At 72.0% G+C, this 18,159-nt stretch carries 16 protein-coding genes; 11 read left to right on the forward strand and 5 right to left on the reverse strand.

Annotated features, from left to right (window positions below):
• Window positions 1–101: 101 nt before the first annotated feature.
• Window positions 102–623: a hypothetical protein gene (locus DI272_RS33750; RefSeq protein WP_109498977.1), complete on the reverse strand. Its 522-nt coding sequence runs from the start codon at window positions 621–623 to the stop codon at window positions 102–104.
• Between the two features lie 277 nt (window positions 624–900).
• On the opposite strand from DI272_RS33750, the gene DI272_RS33755 reads away from it, so the two are divergent.
• Both DI272_RS33755 and DI272_RS33760 read left to right on the forward strand, forming a co-directional pair.
• Window positions 901–1,500, forward strand: a complete 600-nt coding sequence (locus DI272_RS33755; protein WP_109498978.1) for an NADPH-dependent FMN reductase — start codon at window positions 901–903, stop codon at window positions 1,498–1,500.
• Between the two features lie 152 nt (window positions 1,501–1,652).
• Window positions 1,653–2,171: a DUF6098 family protein gene (locus tag DI272_RS33760; RefSeq protein WP_219933863.1), complete on the forward strand. Its 519-nt coding sequence runs from the start codon at window positions 1,653–1,655 to the stop codon at window positions 2,169–2,171.
• A gap of 40 nt (window positions 2,172–2,211) precedes the next feature.
• Here the strand turns inward: DI272_RS33760 and DI272_RS33765 are convergent, their stop codons facing one another.
• Window positions 2,212–2,535 carry a helix-turn-helix domain-containing protein gene (locus DI272_RS33765; protein WP_109498979.1) on the reverse strand — a complete coding sequence of 108 codons (324 nt, stop codon included), beginning with the start codon at window positions 2,533–2,535 and terminating at the stop codon, window positions 2,212–2,214.
• Window positions 2,536–2,663: 128 nt separating this feature from the next.
• Here DI272_RS33765 and DI272_RS33770 point away from each other — a divergent pair, with 128 nt between their 5' ends.
• Entirely contained in the window at window positions 2,664–3,329 is a 666-nt protein-coding gene (locus DI272_RS33770; RefSeq protein WP_109498980.1) for an anti-sigma factor antagonist, read from the forward strand.
• A 113-nt stretch (window positions 3,330–3,442) separates the two neighbouring features.
• Here DI272_RS33770 and DI272_RS33775 read toward each other — a convergent pair whose 3' ends face one another.
• Window positions 3,443–5,122 carry a M4 family metallopeptidase gene (locus DI272_RS33775; RefSeq protein WP_109498981.1) on the reverse strand — a complete coding sequence of 560 codons (1,680 nt, stop codon included), beginning with the start codon at window positions 5,120–5,122 and terminating at the stop codon, window positions 3,443–3,445.
• Between the two features lie 128 nt (window positions 5,123–5,250).
• Here DI272_RS33775 and DI272_RS33780 point away from each other — a divergent pair, with 128 nt between their 5' ends.
• Window positions 5,251–5,685 (forward strand): gamma-glutamylcyclotransferase family protein, encoded by a 435-nt coding sequence (locus DI272_RS33780; RefSeq protein WP_258314766.1) that lies wholly within the window; start codon window positions 5,251–5,253, stop codon window positions 5,683–5,685.
• Between the two features lie 26 nt (window positions 5,686–5,711).
• Here DI272_RS33780 and DI272_RS33785 read toward each other — a convergent pair whose 3' ends face one another.
• On the reverse strand, window positions 5,712–7,799 hold the full coding sequence (locus DI272_RS33785; RefSeq protein ID WP_109498982.1) for a molybdopterin oxidoreductase family protein: 2,088 nt from the start codon (window positions 7,797–7,799) through the stop codon (window positions 5,712–5,714).
• Between the two features lie 322 nt (window positions 7,800–8,121).
• On the opposite strand from DI272_RS33785, the gene DI272_RS33790 reads away from it, so the two are divergent.
• Genes DI272_RS33790 through DI272_RS33800 form a run of 3 tightly spaced genes read left to right on the forward strand, consistent with a single transcriptional unit; the run spans window position 8,122 to window position 11,570 of the window.
• Window positions 8,122–9,546: an AMP-binding protein gene (locus DI272_RS33790; RefSeq protein WP_109498983.1), complete on the forward strand. Its 1,425-nt coding sequence runs from the start codon at window positions 8,122–8,124 to the stop codon at window positions 9,544–9,546.
• The gene (locus DI272_RS33795) at window positions 9,543–10,790 is read left to right on the forward strand and encodes a hypothetical protein (protein WP_109498984.1); all 1,248 of its coding nucleotides are present in this window, start codon (window positions 9,543–9,545) and stop codon (window positions 10,788–10,790) included. Before DI272_RS33790 ends, DI272_RS33795 begins: the two co-directional genes overlap by 4 nt.
• A 12-nt stretch (window positions 10,791–10,802) precedes the next feature.
• Entirely contained in the window at window positions 10,803–11,570 is a 768-nt protein-coding gene (locus DI272_RS33800; RefSeq protein ID WP_109498985.1) for an enoyl-CoA hydratase-related protein, read from the forward strand.
• On the opposite strand, the gene DI272_RS33805 is transcribed toward DI272_RS33800, so the two are convergent.
• Window positions 11,557–12,234: a vancomycin high temperature exclusion protein gene (locus tag DI272_RS33805; RefSeq protein WP_258314767.1), complete on the reverse strand. Its 678-nt coding sequence runs from the start codon at window positions 12,232–12,234 to the stop codon at window positions 11,557–11,559. The two genes, DI272_RS33800 and DI272_RS33805, sit on opposite strands and share 14 nt — an antisense overlap.
• A 209-nt stretch (window positions 12,235–12,443) precedes the next feature.
• On the opposite strand from DI272_RS33805, the gene DI272_RS33810 reads away from it, so the two are divergent.
• From DI272_RS33810 to dnaG, 4 genes are all read left to right on the forward strand, one after another.
• On the forward strand, window positions 12,444–13,331 hold the full coding sequence (locus DI272_RS33810; RefSeq protein ID WP_109498987.1) for a sirohydrochlorin chelatase: 888 nt from the start codon (window positions 12,444–12,446) through the stop codon (window positions 13,329–13,331).
• Window positions 13,332–13,400: 69 nt separating this feature from the next.
• On the forward strand, window positions 13,401–14,678 hold the full coding sequence (locus tag DI272_RS33815; RefSeq protein ID WP_109498988.1) for a deoxyguanosinetriphosphate triphosphohydrolase: 1,278 nt from the start codon (window positions 13,401–13,403) through the stop codon (window positions 14,676–14,678).
• A gap of 135 nt (window positions 14,679–14,813) precedes the next feature.
• Entirely contained in the window at window positions 14,814–16,079 is a 1,266-nt protein-coding gene (locus DI272_RS33820) for an NAD(P)/FAD-dependent oxidoreductase (protein ID WP_109498989.1), read from the forward strand.
• Window positions 16,080–16,184: 105 nt separating this feature from the next.
• Entirely contained in the window at window positions 16,185–18,089 is a 1,905-nt protein-coding gene (gene dnaG / locus DI272_RS33825) for a DNA primase (protein ID WP_109498990.1), read from the forward strand.
• Window positions 18,090–18,159: the final 70 nt, after the last annotated feature.

Raw genomic sequence — 18,159 nt, forward strand, 5'->3', positions numbered from 1 at the left:
CTCCTGTGCGGTGGACCCGCCCCCCTCCGGGCCGCGAGGGGCGTCGGACCCGGAGGGGGAGGGACATGCGGTACCGGCGGACGGACAGCGGAGGGTGTCCGTCAGATCCCGTCGCCTCTCGCCCGGCGATGCAGGAGCCAGGTACCGCCCGCGGCGGCGACGGCGAGAGCCGCCACGCCGGCCGCGGTCTGCACGGGGTCGGGGCCCAGCGCGCCACCGACCCCCGTCTTCACACTTCCGCGGGGATACACCTGCTGCCGCGTCGACGTCATCGTCACCACGAGGTCGCCCGCCACCCGCTTCCCGCCCTCCGCGCAGGTCGCGACGATCTCGTACGTCCCCGGCTGCGCGCTCTCCGGCACCTTGAACTGCCCGATGGCGTCCTGCTCGTGCGTGCTCGGCGCGAGCGTGAACCGTCCGGCGCCGACGGCACTTGCGTCGCCGTCCGCCGTACCGCCGTCGCCGCACGCGGCCGTGTTCACCGTGACCTGACCGCCCGGGGCCACCGAGGAGGGGTACACCTCCAGGGTCCCGGCGCCGGCGGCGTACACCGGCGCGGTTGCCAGCCCAGCGGCCGCGGCGGCGAGCGCGGTGCCGGTGAGCAGACGGGCGGTACGGCGCATCGGTGCTCCTTCGAGCGATTCGGTGTCCCCTGCCCTTCCGAGGTAAGGGGCAGCGGGCCGCGCGCGCTTCCTGAAGGTGTGTCAGAAATACGGTGAATGGGTGTCAGGGCGGTGTGAAAGGGGCCTGACGGTCCGGAGTTTCAGCAGGTCACCGGCGTGCGGCGGGCGGGTCGCGGAAGAGAACCCGAAGAGCGCGGGGCGCGCGTGCGACCGGGTGACCCGCTCCTCGCGGCCACGGCTTGACCTCGACCAAACTTGAGGTATCAGGCTGTTCCGCATGTCCATCACAGACACGTCCCGCACGGACGCACCGCTCCAGGTCACCCTCGTCGTCGGCAGCAACCGGCACGGCCGCTTCGGCCCCGTCGTCGCCGACTGGCTCCTCGACCGCATGCGCGAACGGGAGGACCTGATCCCCGAGGTCGTCGACGTGGCCGACGTCCACCTGCCCACGAGCCTGGCCCCGACCCCCGAGGCGACCGCCGCCCTCGCCGGCGTCACGCCCAAGCTGGCGGGCGCCGAGGCCTTCGTCGTCCTCACCCCGGAGTACAACCACTCCTTCCCGGCCGGCCTGAAGAACCTCATCGACTGGCACTACGCCGAGTGGCGCGCCAAGCCGGTCGCCCTCGTCTCCTACGGCGGCCTCGCCGGCGGCCTGCGGGCGGCCGAGCACCTCAGGCAGGTCTTCGCCGAACTGCACGCGGTGACGATGCGCGACACCGTCTCCTTCCACAACGCCGGGGCGTCCTTCGACGACGCCGGCCGCCTGCGGGACCCCGCGGGGCCGGACGCGGCGGCGAAGACGATGCTGGACCAACTGGTGTGGTGGGGGCGGGGCTTGCGGGAGGCCCGGGTGAGGCGCCCGTACGCGGCCTGACGCCGGCCCTTGCGCGCCCTGACTCCGGCTCTTGCGCGGCCTGACGCCGGCCCGGACGCGCCCGGCCTTCCGTGCAGCCTGCCTGCGGGGGGTTCGGCACCGGGCCCACCCGGGTACCCGGCGCGCGTGCGTACCCCGAGAAGAGACTGCCGATGACCGCCCCGGACAAGTCGACGGACGAGCCGACGGGCAGGCCGACGGACAGGCCGGCGGACGAGCCGGCAGGCGCCGGGGACGGGCTGCCCGTGATGAGCAGTCTGCGGGAGCTGGCCGAGCTGGTGGAGCGCGGCGAGCGCCTGTTCGTCCGCTGGTCGCGTGGGCCGGAGGCCGATCTGGAGGAGACCGCGGTCAGCACCGACGACCTCACGGGGGTGAGGATGCCGGGCCTGTCCGCCAACCCGCTCGGCGTCGAGCCCTGGTGGCAGGGCCGTTCGGTCGAACTGTGGGTGGCGCGCCGGCTGTACGACTACTCCCATCTGCCGCGGGAGAAGGGGCCCGGCGTACGCCCGTGGGTCCTCGTCGGCAGCGTGGTGGGCCGCGGTCCCGACAACGAACCCCTCGTCCGGGACGTGCGGCCCGTCGGCTGGATCGACGAGGGCGTCATCGGAGAGGCGGAGCGTGAGGTCGCCGCACAGGAGGAGCGCTGGGGGCCGCTGCGGCGCGCACGGTGAGGCGGCGCGGCGGCGGAGCGGGTGCCGGCCTCCGCCGGCCTCACCCCTCGGTCGCCTCGCGCCGCGCCTCGTGGTTGGCCAGCAGGTTCAGGAGTTCCGACACCGTCAGCCCCGACTCCGCCGGGTGGCGCAGGATGGTCCCCGGCTGGATGCGGTAGGTGTTCGATCTGCCCTCGCGCGTGTGGGTCAGATACCCGTCGGTCTCCAGATCGGAAATGATCTTCTGGACCGCCCGCTCGGTGAGTCGGCAGCGCGCCGCGATGTCACGGATGCGGGTCGTGTGGTCCTCGGCGATCGCGGCCAGTACACGGGCGTGACTGGTCAGAAACGTCCACCCGGAGTGTGGTTCCGGCACTTCTCCCATGCCCCCAGGATAGGATCTCTGATTCACGTAACCAAAAGCATGAATTGAATTTCCGGTATCTCTTGACGTGTGAAGGTGCGGTGCGGAAGCTGGAAGCGGAGCGAGCGGACTCGACAAGGACGACGAAAATGCACGCACCACCGGTGGTCGACGAGACTGCGCTGCACGTGACCACGGACGTGCCGTCGCCGGACGGCCGCGTGTGTGTCACGGTCCGCGGCGAACTCGACATCAGTACGGCCCCTGCCCTGGAGCGCGCCCTGCGGACGGCCGTCGGGCGCGCCGCCGGGCGCGTGGACCTGGACCTGGAAGGCGCGGCGTTCTGCGACTGCTCGGGTCTGAACGCCCTGCTGACCGCCCGGCGGCGCGCACGGGAACGCGGCGGGACGCTCACCATCCGATCCGCCGGACCCGCGGTGCGCCACCTGCTGACCGCGACCGGCACCTGGCCACTGTTCACACCGGGGGAGCCCGCCCTGAACCACGACGAGCAGGAACTGCGCAACGAGGTCGTCCAGCTGCGCCGCGCCATGCAGACGCGGCCCGCCATCGACCAGGCGCGAGGCATCCTGATGGCGACGTTCGCGGTCAGCCCCGAGGACGCCTGGAACGTCCTGGTCAGGGTCTCCCAGAACACCAACACCAAGCTGCACGTGCTCGCCGACGAACTGATCGGCACGGCACAGGACGGCAGGCTCCCGGAAGGGTTCCGGCAGCAGGTCACCGCGATACTGGCGACCCTGCCGGCGACCACGAGCCCGCCCCCGCCCCCCGAGGACGAAGCCGGCCGTTGACGCCGGGCGGCAGTGCGGCGGCGGAGCGCAACCGGCCCCCACCACCGCACCGCCACCGCGTCACACCCGCCGTGGTCCGGTCGGTGTCCGATCAGCGTCCGATCAGCGTCCGGTCAGCCGACGTTCACCGCGCTCCATGCCGCGGCCACCGCGTTGTACTCCGTGCTGCCCGCCCCGTACAGGTCCTTGGCCGCGTTCAGCGTCGCGGTCCGGGCCCCGGCGTAGTTCGTCGAGGACGTCATGTAGACGGTCAGCGCCCGGTACCAGATGGCGCCCACCTTGTCCCGCCCGATCCCCGACACCGAACTGCCGTTGCAGGTGGGCGAGTTGTAGCTGACGCCGTTGACCGTCTTCGCCCCGCTGCCCTCGGCCAGCAGATACGCGAAGTGGTTCGCGACCCCGGACGAGTAGTGCACGTCGAGGTTGCCGACCGAGGAGCTCCAGCAGTCGGCGGAGTTGCCGTCCTTGGAGGGCTTGTCCATGTAGCGCAGGGCGTCCCGCCCGAACCCGGACCGGACGATCTTCTCGCCGATCAGATAGTCCCCGGCGTCGGAGGAGTTCGCGGCGTAGAACTCCACCAGCGTGCCGAAGATATCGGAGGTCGCCTCGTTGAGCCCGCCGGACTCGCCCGAGTACGTCAGCGCCGCCGTCTTCGACGTCACCCCGTGGGACATCTCGTGCCCCGCCACGTCCAGCGACACCAGCGGGCCGAGCTGCGTCCCGTCACCGTCGCCGTAGGTCATGCAGAAGCAACTGTCGTCCCAGAAGGCGTTGTTGTAGCTGTTGCCGTAGTGGACGCGGTTGTACGACCCCTTGCCGTCCCCGGCGATGCCGTTGCGGCCGTGGACGTTCTTGTAGTAGTCCCAGGTCACGTCGGTGCCGTACTGGGCGTCCACCGCGGCCGTCGCCCGGTCCGAAGTCGCGCCCGTTCCCCAGTGGTTGTCGGCGTCCGTGAACAGCGTCGCAGGCGCGCGGCTGAAGCAGATGCCGAAGATGCACAGGTCGGTCTTGTTGGCCGCGTCACCGGTGTAGGTGTTGCCGCGCGTGGGGTCCTTGAGCTGGTACGTCGAACCCGACAGCGTCGTCTCCAGCGGTACCGTCCCGCCGTACAGCGACTTGCCGTCGCCCGAGGCGCTCTCCAGGGAGTCCCAGGCGTCGATCTGCGCCCCGGTCCCCGCGTCGGTCAGCACCACGCGCGCGACCGGGTTGCCCTGCTCGTCCTGGGCCACCGCCTCGGTGCGCCAGGCCAGCTTCGGCGTGCCGTGCAGGGCGTCGACGACCAGTTGCGGCTTGGCGGTCAGCTTCTTCAGCGTCTCGCCGAGGTTGGCGGCGCGCAGCGCGTTCGCGGCGAGGCCGGCGGCCTTCGGGGCGGACAGCGAGGGCGTCACGCCGGGCAGCGAAATCGCCCTCTTCGTGGCCCGGTCGACGCTCTCGTACGATCCGTCCGGTGCCAGGTGGACGACGAAGTCGCCGCCCAGCACGGGCAGATTGCGGTAGGTGCGGTCGTAACGGACGTGCTGCGTGCCGTCCTTGTCGACGACGACGTCCCGCACCTTGGTGTCCTGCGCGGACGTCAGGCCCAGCGCGGAGGCCCGCTCCGCCAGCACCGAGGCCGCGTTGTCGATCGCGGTGGCCCGGGTCGGTCTGTCGGCCGCGTCGGCGGCGGGGACGAGAGCGGCCGCCAGCAGGGCGGTGGTCGTGGCGGCCACCCCGGCCGCGGCGAGCCGGGAACTCCGGCCGGAGCGGAGGGAGCTGATGGAGCGGACAGGGCGGACTGAGCGTATTCGGCTCATCTGTCTCCTCAGGAAGGCGCCTTGGGGCGCGTGGGGGAGGCGCTCGTGTTGGAGGAGATTCAAAACGCCCAGACGTGTCATGTCCATACCGCGTCTGTGCCGGTGTGTGTGGAGAGAGAATCGTTCCTGTGAGCCTCACCCCCCTGCTGCCGCCCTCCCTCCCGTTCTTCGTCTACGGCACCCTTCGCCCAGGTGAGCCCAACCACAACCGGTTCCTCGACGGCCGTACCCGGGCCGAGGAACCGGCACGCCTGCATGGCGCGGCGCTCTACGACGGCCCCGGATACCCGTACGCGGTGGAGGAGCCCGGCACCGTCCGCGGCGACCTCGTCACCGCCCGCCCCGAGGCCTACGCCGCCCTCCTGGTGGCCCTCGACCGCCTGGAGGAGTACGCGCCGGGCGACCCCCGCAACCTCTACGAGCGGGTCGAGCGGGAGGTGGTCCGGGAGGCCGACGGCACACCGGTGCGGGCCTGGGTGTACGTCGCCGCCCCCGCCGTGGCCGCAGGGCTCCGCCGCCGCGGCAGCCGCATCGCGACCGGCGACTGGCTGGCCCTGCGCTGACGCTCAGGCCGTGATGCCCCGCGCGCTCAGGACCCGACCGCCTCCACCCGCACCGCGCACGTCTTGAACTCCGGCATGCGGGACGTCGGGTCGAGGGCCGGGTTGGTGAGGGTGTTCGCGCGGCCCTCGCCGGGCCAGTGGAAGGGCATGAAGACCGTGTCCGGGCGGATGCCGGTGGTGATCCGGGCCGGTGCCACCGCCCGGCCGCGCCGCGACACCACCGCCACCGGATCGCCCTCCGCGGCGCCGAGCCGGGCCGCGAGCCGAGGGTGCAGCTCCACGAACGGACCGGGCGCGGCGGCGTTCAGCTCGTCCACCCGGCGGGTCTGGGCGCCGGACTGGTACTGGGCGACGACCCGGCCGGTCGTCAGCAGCACCGGGTACTCGTCATCCGGCTCCTCCGCCGAGGGCCGGTGCGAGACCGGTGCGAAGCGAGCGCGGCCGTCGTCGGTGGCGAAGCGGTCCAGGAAGAGGCGGGGGGTGCCGGGGTGCGCGTCACTGTCACTGTCCTGTGCGGGGCAGGGCCAGAACACCCCGTTCTCCTCGGCCAGTCGGCGGTAGGTGATCCCGGAGTAGTCCGCGACCCCGCCCGCGCTGGCCCGGCGCAGCTCCTCGAAGACTTCCTCGGGGTCGGTCGGGAAGCCCTTCTCCACCCCGAGCCGGTCGGCCAGTTCGCGCAGGACCTCCAGGTCGCTGCGGACACCTTCGGGCGGGGTGATCGCCTGTCGGCGCAGCAGCACCCTGCCCTCCAGGTTGGTCGTCGTCCCCGTCTCCTCGGCCCACTGCGTGACCGGCAGGACGACATCGGCGAGCGCGGCGGTCTCCGACAGCACCACATCGCACACGGCCAGGAAATCGAGGGACTTGATCCGCTCCTCGATGTGCGCGGCCCGCGGCGCCGACACCACCGGGTTGGAGCCCATCAGCAGCAGCGACCTGATGTCCGTGCCCAGCGCGTCCAGCAACTCGTAGGCGCTGCGCCCCGGCCCGGGCAGCGAGTCCGGGTCCACGCCCCACACCTCGGCGACATGCCGGCGCGCGGCCGGGTCGTCGAGCTTGCGGTAGCCGGGCAACTGGTCGGCCTTCTGGCCGTGTTCGCGCCCGCCCTGTCCATTGCCCTGCCCGGTGAGACAGCCGTACCCGGACAGCGGCTTGCCCGCGCGCCCGGTGGCCAGGCACAGGTTGATCCACGCGCCGACGGTGTCCGTGCCCTTGGACTGCTGCTCGGGGCCGCGCGCGGTCAGTACCATCGCGGCCTCCGGCTCGCAGAACATCCGCACCGCTTCCCGCAGTTGGGGGACCGGCACGCCGGTGATCCGTTCCACGTACTCCGGCCAGTGCGCCATCGCCGCGGCCCGCGCCTCCTCCCAGCCGGCGGTGCGCTCGGTGACGTACGCCTCGTCGACTCGCCCCTCGGCGACGATCAGGTGCAACAGGCCAAGGGCCAGGGCGAGATCGGTGCCGGGGCGCGGCATCAGATGCAGGTCGGCCTGGTCGGCGGTCTTCGTGCGGCGCGGGTCGACGACGATCAGAGTGCCGCCGTTCTCCTTGAGCTCGGTGAAGAAGCGCAGCGACGGCGGCATGGTCTCGGCGAGGTTGGAGCCGACGAGGATCACGCACCCGGTCCTCGGGATGTCCTCCAGCGGGAACGGCAGCCCGCGGTCCAGGCCGAACGCCTTGATGCCGCCGGCCGCGGCCGAGGACATGCAGAAGCGGCCGTTGTAGTCGATCTGCGAGGTGCCGAGGACGACCCGGGCGAACTTGCCCAGCGTGTACGCCTTCTCGTTCGTCAGGCCGCCCCCGCCGAACACCCCGCACGCGTCCGGACCATGCTCCGCACGCGTACGCAGCAGCCCCTCGGCGATCCGGTCCAGCGCCTCGTCCCACGTCGCGGGCACCAGAGTGCCCCCGGAGCGCACCAACGGGGAGGTCAGGCGGACGCTCGACGAGAGCACCGCGGGCGCCGTACGGCCCTTGCCGCACAGCGCCCCCCGGTTCACCGGGAAGTCCGCGCGCTCGGTCACCGCCACGCCCCCGTCCGGGACGGGCGTGAGATTCATCCCGCACTGCAGGGCGCAGTAGGGGCAGTGGGTGGGAGTCGCGGAGTTCTGCATGCCTTTCAGCGTGCTTCCGCCGTGTTACGTGCGCGGCGGCGCCCTGTTACGCGGCCGGGACGGCGACCTCCCCGCCGGGCGCCGGCCGCCGTGAGGCCGTCGGCCCCGCCCCTGTTCAGGCGCACAGGCGGCCACCCCTGAGTCGCCGCAGACCGGGGCTGAAGTTGCCTGTGTTGTGAAAGACGCCACATGTGGCGCGTTCCGTAGTTGGCCGGTCACGCCTAGTTGAGAGTTGAAAAACTGGGGTTACAGTCGAGCGCGGATCCAGCTTGGCGCCAGGCCGTCCCTCACGCGAAGAAGCCAGCCAGGAGGTTCCCCCAGCATGCCTCTGCGCCATCTGAGCCCACGAGACCGGCACCTTTTCCGCGCGTACGGCGCCGGCCCGGCCGTCCCCGTCCCGGACCCGCTCCTGCACAGGGCCGTCGAACGCCGGGCCGCCGCCGCCCCGCACGCCGTCGCCGCCGAACACCTCGGCGCCCGGATCACGTACGGCGAACTCGACCGGTACGCCGACGCCCTCGCCGCCCGGCTGATCCGCCAGGGCGTACGTCCCGGCGACCACGTCGTCCGCACCGCCCGCACCCGCGTCGTCGTCACCGTCGCCGAGCACGCCCACCGGGTGCCGCTGCCGCCCGGCCACCACCTGATCACCCTCGACGAGCCACTGCCGTACATCCCCGGCCCCCGCCTCCCGCGACAGCCCCGCCGAACGGTCCCCGTGAGCCCCGACGACGGCTGCTACGTCCTGTTCACCTCGGGCACCACCGGCCGCCCCAACGGTGTGAAGGTCACCCACCGCAACGTCGCCAACATCCTGCTCACCGCCCCCGGCGACCTCGGCATCCGCCCCGGGGACCGGGTCGCCCAGCTCCTCAACATCGCCTTCGACATGGCCGCCTGGGAGATCCTCGGCTGCCTCGCCCACGGCGGCACCCTCGTCATCCGCGGCAAGGACATCGCGGCGGCGGCCCGGACGGCCGACGTCCTCGTCGCCACCCCGACGGTCCTGTCCGGCATCGACCCGGCCGCCTGTCCCCGCGTCCGCACGGTCGCCGTGGCGGGGGAGCCCTGCCCCCGCCCGCTCGCCGACCGCTGGGCGCGCCGGGCGGTTTTCCACAACTGCTGCGGCCCGACGGAGACGACCATCGTCAACACCATGAGCCGCCACGACCCCGCCGCCCCGCTCCTCACCATCGGCCGCCCCACCCCCAACAACACGGTCTACGTCCTCGACGCCGACCGCCGCCCCCTGCCCATCGGAGAGGTCGGCGAGATGTGGGCGGGCGGCGACTGCGTCTCGGCCGGCTACCTGGGCAATGACGCCCTCAACGCCGAGCGCTACGCCCCCGACCCCTTCCTGGGCGGCGACCGCCGCATGTTCCGCACCCGCGACCTCGGCCGCTGGACCGCCGACGGCGAACTCGAACACCTCGGCCGCACCGACGACCAGGTCAAGGTGCGCGGCTTCCGCGTCGAACTCGACTCCGTCTCCTCGGTCCTGGAGTCGGTCGACGGCTGCGTCCGCGCGGTGACCCTGAAGCGGGACGCCCGCACCCTCGTCGCCTTCGTCACCCCGGCGGACGTCGACCCCGACCGGGCCCGGCGCGCGGTGGCGGACGCGCTGCCGTACTACTGCGTCCCCGAGCGCGTCCTGCCCCTGACGCGGTTGCCGGAGACCGACCGCGGCAAGATCGACAAACCGGCGCTGCTGCGGCTGGCCGAGCAGCATCCGGCGGTGTCCCGATGACGACCTCGCTGGAGCGGCGGGCCGCGGACCTGCCCCCGCTCACCTCACCCCTGCGCCGCCTGTTCAAACACCCCCGCCTGATGCACTACAACCGCCTGTGGGCGCTGGTCCTCCTGGTCAACGGGCTTTTCCTGTGGACGAGTTGGGAGCCGACCACCCGCACCGCGGGCCACGCGGCGCTGGCGAACCTCGCCCTGGCCGTCCTCGTCCGCCAGCAGTACGTCATCAACCTCTTGTTCCGGCTGGCCACTTGGGCGCCGACGAGCTGGCCGCTGAAGGTCCGCTGGACGCTGGGGAAGGTGTACCACTTCGGTGGCCTGCACGTCGGCGGGGCGGCAGCGGGTACGGCCTGGTTCCTGGCGGCGGTGATCAGCGCACCCGACACCCGGCAGGCCGTGGTGGGCTGGGCGCTCCTGACCCTGCTGGCCCTCGTCGTCGGCACCGCCCTGCCCCCCTTCCGCTCCCGCCGTCACGACCACTTCGAGAAGATCCACCGCTTCGGCGGCTGGGCGGCCCTGGCCCTGTTCTGGACGCACACCCTCCTGTCCGGCCCCGGCCCGGTGGAGGTGACGGTCCTGTCGGTCGTCACCTTCAGCGTGGCCCTGCCCTGGCTGCGGCTGCGCAAGGTCGCCGTACGCCTCGAACGCCCCTCCCCGCACGTCGTGCTGGCCCGCTTCGACCACGGCGAGACCCCGTTCGCGGGCTCCTCCACGGCGATCAGCCGCAGCCCCCTCAAGGAGTGGCACTCCTTCGCGAACGTCCCCGCCCCCGGCGAGCCGGGCTTCCGCCTGACGATCTCCCGGGCGGGCGACTGGACGGGCGCCTTCATCGACGACCTGCCGGCACGGGTCTGGGTCAAGGGCATCACCACGGCCGGAGTCGCCAACATCGAGACCCTGTTCACCAAGGTCGTCTACGTCGCGACCGGCAGCGGAATCGGCCCCTGCCTGCCCCATCTGCTCGCCGCCGAGGTCCCCTCCCGCCTGGTCTGGGCGACCCGCGACCCGCGCACCACCTACGGCGACGCCCTCGTCGACGAGATCCTCGCCGTCCAGCCGCACGCCCTGGTCTGGGACACCTCCCGCCACGGCAAGCCCGACATGGTCCGCCTCGCCTACGAGGCCTACCGCGACTTCGGGGCCGAGGCGGTGATCTGCATCTCCAACAAGAAGCTCACCTGGCAGGTCGTGCACGGCCTGGAGCGCCGGGGGATTCCGGCGTACGGCGCGATCTGGGACTCGTAGAAGGGGATGCGCATGAACAACCTGAAGCTCGAACGCGACGGCGCCGTGGTGACCGTACGCCTGCACCGCCCGCACGTCCGCAACGCGCTCAGCGCCGAACTGCTTGCCGAACTCCTGGCGGCCCTGCGCCCGTTGGACACGGACCCCGAGGTCGGCTGCGTGGTCGTCACCGGCTCCGAGCGGTGCTTCGCGGCCGGCGCCGACATCAGGGAGATGGCCGCTATGACGGCCGTCGACATGGTGGCGGAGGACTGGTTCTCGGCCTGGGAGGAGTTCGCCGACCTGCGCACCCCGAAGATCGCCGCCGTCAACGGGACCGCGCTGGGCGGCGGTTGCGAGCTGGCGATGATGTGCGACCTGGTGATCGCGGGGGAGTCGGCGGTGTTCGGCCAGCCGGAGATCAAGCTGGGCGTCATCCCCGGCATCGGCGGCACCCAGCGCCTCACCCGCCTGATCGGCCGCGCCAAGGCGATGGACCTGGTCCTCACCGGCCGCACGATGGACGCGCGGGAGGCGGAGAGCGCGGGCCTCGTGTCCAGAGTGGTCCCTGACGACCGGACCCTCCCCGAGGCCCTCGCGGCGGCGCGGACGATCGCCTCCTACGGACGCACGGCCGTCAGAGCGGCCCGCGAATGCGTCGACCGGTCCCTCGAAACCGGCCTGCGCGACGGCATCCGCTTCGAACGCCGGGTGTTCCACGCCCTGTTCGCCACCCACGACCAGAAGGAGGGCATGACCGCCTTCCTGGAGAAACGCGCGCCCCGCTTCACCGGCCGCTAGCTAGCGCCTTGCGCACCCCCGGTTCCTCGGGCCCGAGGAACCGGGGATCGGGCTCGAAGACCGCGTCCAGGGCCGCCTTGCCGGCCGCGAAGATCTCCCGCGTACCGCCGTAGTACCAGGTCACGTCGTGCTTGGCGTCGACCCCGACCCCGTACGACGTCACGCCCGCCGCCTCGCACAGCGCGACCGCCCGCCGGATGTGGAACCCCTGGCTGATCAGCACGGCCTTGTCCACACCGAAGATCTTCTTGGCCCGCACGCAGGAGTCCCAGGTGTCGAACCCGGCGTAGTCGCTGACGATCCGCCCGTCGGGAACCCCGTGCTTCGTCAGATACGCCCGCATCGCGTCCGGCTCGTCGTAGTCCTCCCGGCTGTTGTCACCGGTGACGAGGACGACTTCGATACGGCCCTCCCGGTACAGCTTCGCCGCCGCGTCCAGCCGGTGCGCCAGATACGGGGACGGCTCCCCGTCCCACAGCCCGGCACCGAAGACGACGGCGACCTCGGTGCGCGGCACGTCCGCGGTGGTGCGCAGCCGGTCGCCCGTGACGACGTACATCCAGGTCGCCGGGAGCAGCGCCAGCACGCACCCGGCCATGACGGCCTGCACGAGCCGCCGCTGCCCGGTACGGGTGCGCGGCAGACGGGGTCGGCGCAGTCTCACGGGGTCCCTCCCAGGTCGTCCTTCGACAGTCAGGGACGTGGTGCCAGCCCCCGCGGTTCACTCCGGCGCACGTGACCAGCCTCACGCACGCGAACGAAACCGCAGGTCAGGCCGCCTCACAGCGGCCTCCCACCGCAGCGTGAACCCACGGAAAATCCCCGTTATCTTCATGCAACGGGGCGGCAACGTCCCCCCGCCACCATCGGTCCATGACGGCGTCGAGTAATTCGATCGCTCCGCGCGACGAGTCCAAGACGGTCCACTTCGACAGTACGGCGCACCTCATGAACCGGATCAGCAGCCAGCTCGCCAGCCAGCTCAGCCTCGTGTCGCTCGACGGCAGGCGGCGCCCCGAACCGCCCGCGCTCGTCGTCGTGGCCCACGGCAGCCGCGACCCGCGCGCCCTGCGCACCGTACGCGGCCTTCTCGACAAGGTCCGCGACCGGCGGCCCGGCCTGCCGGTCCACCTCGGCCACATCGAGCTCAACGAGCCGCTGCTGACCGACACCCTCAAGGCCCTCGGCGACCGCGAGGCGATCCTGGTCCCGCTGCTGCTGAGCCGCGGCTACCACGTCAAGCGGGACATCCCGGAGATGGCCGCCGAGACGGACGTACGCGCGCGTGTCGCCCCCGCACTGGGCCCGCACCCGCTTCTGGTGGAGGCCCTGCACGCCCGCCTGGTGGAGGCGGGCTGGGAGGAGTCCCCGCGGCCGGGGAGCGCGGTGGTGCTGGCGGCGGCGGGTTCGCGTGACCCGGAGTCGAAGGTGGACATGGCGCGGATGGCGGCTCTGCTGTCGACCCGCCTGGAGGTCCCGGTGGTCCCGGCCTACGCGACGACAGCGGCCCCCACGGTCCCGGCGGCGGTGGAGGCGCTGACGGCCCGAGGCTACGACCGTGTGGCCATCGCCTCCTACTTCACGGCCCCCGGCCGCTTCGCGACGGAGTGCGCGGAGGCGGCACCGTGGACAGCGTCGGCTCCCCTGGGCACGCACCCCGCGATGGCCGACCTGATCCTGCACAGGTACGACCAGATGACGTCCCTGAGGGGCGCGGGGAACTGCGCGACCAGCCACACTCGGCCCGCGGTCGCCGTGTAACCGCACCCGGCAGACGCAAAGGCGCAACGGCACACCCCAATTGTCACTGCCTGCCCGTACTGTCGAGTCATGCCGTACGACCTGTCGTCCACAGAACGCTGGGCCCCCGAGCCGGACAAGCGCCCCGGCCGCACCGCCTTCCAACGCGACCGCGCCCGCATCCTCCACTCATCCGCCCTGCGACGCCTCGCCGGCAAGACCCAGGTCGTCACCCCGGGCACCCTCCCCCACTCTCAACTTCGTTCGAGCGGGGGGACCCCCGTCCAGGCATGGGACGCCAGCCCCCGCACCCGCCTCACGCACTCCCTGGAGTGCGCCCAGGTCGGCCGCGAGCTCGGCGCTGCCCTCGGCTGCGACCCCGACCTGGTGGAAGCCGCCTGCCTGTCCCACGACATGGGCCACCCGCCCTTCGGCCACAACGGCGAACAGGCCCTCAACGAATTCGCGGCGGACTGCGGCGGCTTCGAGGGCAACGCCCAGTCCCTCAGGCTCCTCACCCGCATCGAGCCCAAACGCTTCACCGAAGAAGGCTCGGTGGGGCTGAACCTCACCCGTGCCACCCTCGACGCGGCCACCAAGTACCCCTGGCCCCGCGGAGCGCACGCGTCGCCCAAGTTCGGCGTCTACGAGGACGACCGCCCCGTCTTCGACTGGGTCCGCAAGGACGCCCCCGGCACACGCGCGTGCTTCGAGGCACAGGTCATGGACTGGTCGGACGACGTGGCGTACTCGGTGCACGACGTGGAGGACGGCCTGCACGCCGGCCACATCGACCCCAACTGCCTGCACGCGGAACCCGAGCGCCGGGCGGTCTTCGAGGTGGCCCTCGGCCGGTACGTCCCCGAGGACACCGACCCCGCCGAACTCGCCGCGGCCCTCGACCGGCTCCAGGACCAGCCGTGGTGGCCGCACGGCTACGACGGGTCCGCCGTCGCCCAGGCCCGCCTGAAGGACGCCACCAGCCAGCTCATCGGCCGCTTCTGCCTCGCCGCCGAGGGCGCCACGCGCGCGGCGTACGGCGCCGGCCCGCTCACGAGGTACGCCGCCGAGCTCGTCGTACCGCACGAGACGCGCCTGGAGTGCGCGGTCCTCAAGGCCGTCGCCGACCTGTACGTCATGCAGCGCGCCGAGCAGGAGCGGCTGCGGGCCGACCAGCGGATCGTGGTCGCGGAGCTCGCCGAGGCGCTCACCGCCCGGGCCCCCGACGGGCTGGACCCGCAGTTCCGGGCGCTGTTCGACCGGGCGCCGGACGACCGCGCCCGCAAACGCGTGATCGTCGACCAGATCGCGTCCTTGACGGATGCGTCGGCGCGATCGCTTCACGCGCGTTTGACTGGGCATATGTGAGACAGATGTGCCAAGGGTGAAGCGAAACACGCCCGAATGTGACCCTGCGTGGCCTGATCGGGCCACTCCCTCTTCCCCCATCACACTCCGTGCGGGACGCTCCCATGTGGCAGCACCCTTACGAGGAGGCATCAAGTGGTCGACGCGGACCAGACATTCGTGATCGTCGGAGGCGGTCTCGCCGGCGCCAAGGCGGCCGAGACGCTCCGAGCGGAGGGCTTCACCGGTCGCGTGATACTGATCTGCGACGAACGCGACCACCCCTACGAGCGCCCTCCCCTCTCCAAGGGCTACCTGCTCGGCAAGGAGGAACGCGACAGCGTCTTCGTCCACGAACCGGCCTGGTACGCGCGCAACGACATCGAGCTGCACCTCGGCCAGACCGTCGACGCGATCGACCGCGCGGCGAAGACGGTCCGCTTCGGCGACGACGGCACGCTCGTCCACTACGACAAGCTGCTTCTGGCCACCGGCGCCGAACCCCGCCGCCTGGACATCCCCGGCACCGATCTCGCGGGCGTCCACCACCTGCGCCGCCTCGCCCACGCGGAGCGGCTCAAGGGCGTGCTGGCCGCGCTCGGCCGCGACAACGGCCACCTGGTCATCGCCGGGGCCGGCTGGATCGGCCTGGAGGTCGCGGCGGCGGCCCGGGAGTACGGCGCCGAGGTCACCATCATCGAGCCCGCCGCGACCCCGCTGCACGGCGTCCTCGGCCCCGAGCTCGGCAGTCTCTTCGCCGACCTGCACCGGGAGCACGGCGTCCGCTTCCACTTCGGCGCCCAGCTCACCGAGATCGTCGGCCAGGACGGCATGGTGCTGGCCGCCCGCACCGACGACGGCGAGGAACACCCGGCCCACGACGTCCTCGCCGCGATCGGCGCCGCACCGCGCACCGCGCTCGCGGAGGCGGCGGGACTGGAACTCGCCGACCGCGCCCACGGCGGCGGCGTCGCGGTCGACGAACGGCTGCGCACCTCCGACCCCGACATCCACGCGGCCGGCGACGTCGCCTCCTTCCACCACGCCCTCTTCGACAGCAGGCTGCGCGTGGAGCACTGGGCCAACGCCCTCAACGGCGGCCCCGCCGCGGCCCGCGCGATGCTCGGCCAGGACCTCGTCTACGACCGCGTCCCCTACTTCTTCTCCGACCAGTACGACCTGGGGATGGAGTACAGCGGCTGGGCGCCCCCGGGGTCGTACGACGAAGTGGTGATTCGCGGGGACGCCGGAAAGCGTGAGTTCATCGCGTTCTGGGTGAAGGAGGGCCGGGTGCTGGCGGGGATGAACGTGAACGTGTGGGACGTCACGGACCCGATCCAGCAGCTGATCCGGACGAAGACACAGGTGGACACGGAGGCGCTGGCGGACCCGCACGTTCCGCTCGAAAGCCTCGTCTCTTGAGTGTCAGTCCACCACCGTGCTGCAATTCCCGGGGGCAACCCCCGGACCCCCGGCCGAAAGACGTCTCGCCCCAGGAGTGTCGGTTCGGCCCCGTAGAATCACTGCGTGGCAGGACGGATCAACGACGACGACGTGAAGGCGGTACGGGACGCGGTCCCGATCGACGCCGTGGTGTCCGAGTACCTCCAGCTGCGCAACGCGGGCGGGGGCAACCTCAAGGGCCTGTGCCCGTTCCATGACGAGAAGTCGCCGTCCTTCCAGGTCAGCCCGAGCAAGGGACTCTTCCACTGCTTCGGCTGCCAGGAGGGCGGCGACACCATCACGTTCGTGATGAAGGTCGACCACCTCTCCTTCTCGGAGGCGGTCGAGCGCCTGGCCGCCCAGGCCGGCATCACCCTGCGCTACGAGGAGGGCGGCTACAACCCGGCCCATCAGCGCGGCGAACGCATCCGCCTGGTCGAGGCCCACAAGATCGCCGCCGACTGGTACGTGGAACAGCTCGCCACCAGCCCGGAGGCCGACACCGGCCGCAAGTTCCTCGCCGAGCGCGGCTTCGACCAGTCCGCCGCCGAGCACTTCTCCGTCGGCTACAGCCCCCAGGGCTGGGACCACCTCACCCGCTACCTCCGCGGCAAGGGCTTCACCGACAAGGAACTCCTCCTGTCGGGCCTCTCCCAGGAAGGCCGCCGCGGCCCCATCGACCGCTTCCGCGGCCGCCTGATGTGGCCCATCCGCGACATCGGCGGCGACGTCGTCGGCTTCGGCGCCCGCAAGCTCTACGAGGCGGACAACGGCCCCAAGTACCTCAACACGCCCGACACGGCGATCTACAAGAAGAGCCAGGTCCTCTACGGCATCGACCTGGCGAAGAAGGACATCGCCAAGGCCAGCCGTGCCGTGGTCGTCGAGGGCTACACCGACGTCATGGCCTGCCACCTCGCCGGCGTCACGACCGCCATCGCGACCTGCGGCACCGCCTTCGGCGGCGACCACATCAAGATCCTCCGCCGTCTGCTGATGGACAACGGCAGCGCCCGGGTGATCTTCACCTTCGACGGCGACGCGGCCGGCCAGAAGGCCGCCCTGCGGGCCTTCGAGGACGACCAGAAGTTCGCCGCCGAGACCTACATCGCCATCGCCCCCGACGGCATGGACCCCTGCGAGCTGCGCCTCGCCAAGGGCGACGAGGCGGTCGCGGACCTGGTCGAGCCCCGTACGCCCCTCTTCGAGTTCGCCCTCCGCCAGATCGTCGTCCGCTACGACCTCGACACCCCGGCCGGCCGCGCCGCCGCCCTCGACGAGGCCGCCCCCATCGTCGCCCGCATCAAGAACAGCGGCGCCCAGCACGAGGTCGCGGTCCAGCTCGCCGGCATGCTCGGCATCCTCGACACCCAGTTCGTCGTCAAGCGGGTCGCCCAGCTGGCCCGCTGGGCCCGCGACCGCGGCGGCAAGGGCGCCCCGGCCCCCGCCCGCGGCCCCCAGCAGCCGTACGAGACCGCGCAGCGCACCCCGGCCGGCGGCCCGGCGCTCCAGCTCCGCAACCCCGTCTACGCCACCGAGCGCGAGCTGCTGAAACTCGCCCTCCAGCGCCCCGAGTTGGTCTCCCCGGCCTTCGACGCCTACGGCATCGACGAGTTCACCGCCGCCCCCTACGCCGCCGTACGCCAGGCGATCATGGAGGCGGGCGGCGCCGAGTACGGCACACGGGACTCGCAGGACTATCTGGTCCGGGTCCGCGAGGCCGCCCCCGACGACGCGGTCCGCGCGATGGTCACGGAGCTGGCCGTCGAGGCGATCATGCGGCGCACGGTCGACGAGGACTACGCGGGCCAGCAGCTCGTCACCGTCCGCCGCCGGGCCGTGGAGCGCCGCGTCCGGGACATCCAGTCGACGCTCACCCGCCTCGGCACCCAGGGAGATCCGGCCCAGACAGCCGCGGTACAGAACGAATTGTGGGTACTCCAGCAGTACGACCAGGCGCTGAGAGAGCACGGAGCCGCAGCTCTCTGAGCGTGTCGGGTCCGTCAGGGTAACCACCCGGTCACGGACCGGACTCAAAAAGTCACCGCACGCCCCTCGT

It is taken from the genome of Streptomyces sp. Act143, from assembly GCF_003143935.1.
GTDB lineage: Bacteria > Actinomycetota > Actinomycetes > Streptomycetales > Streptomycetaceae > Streptomyces.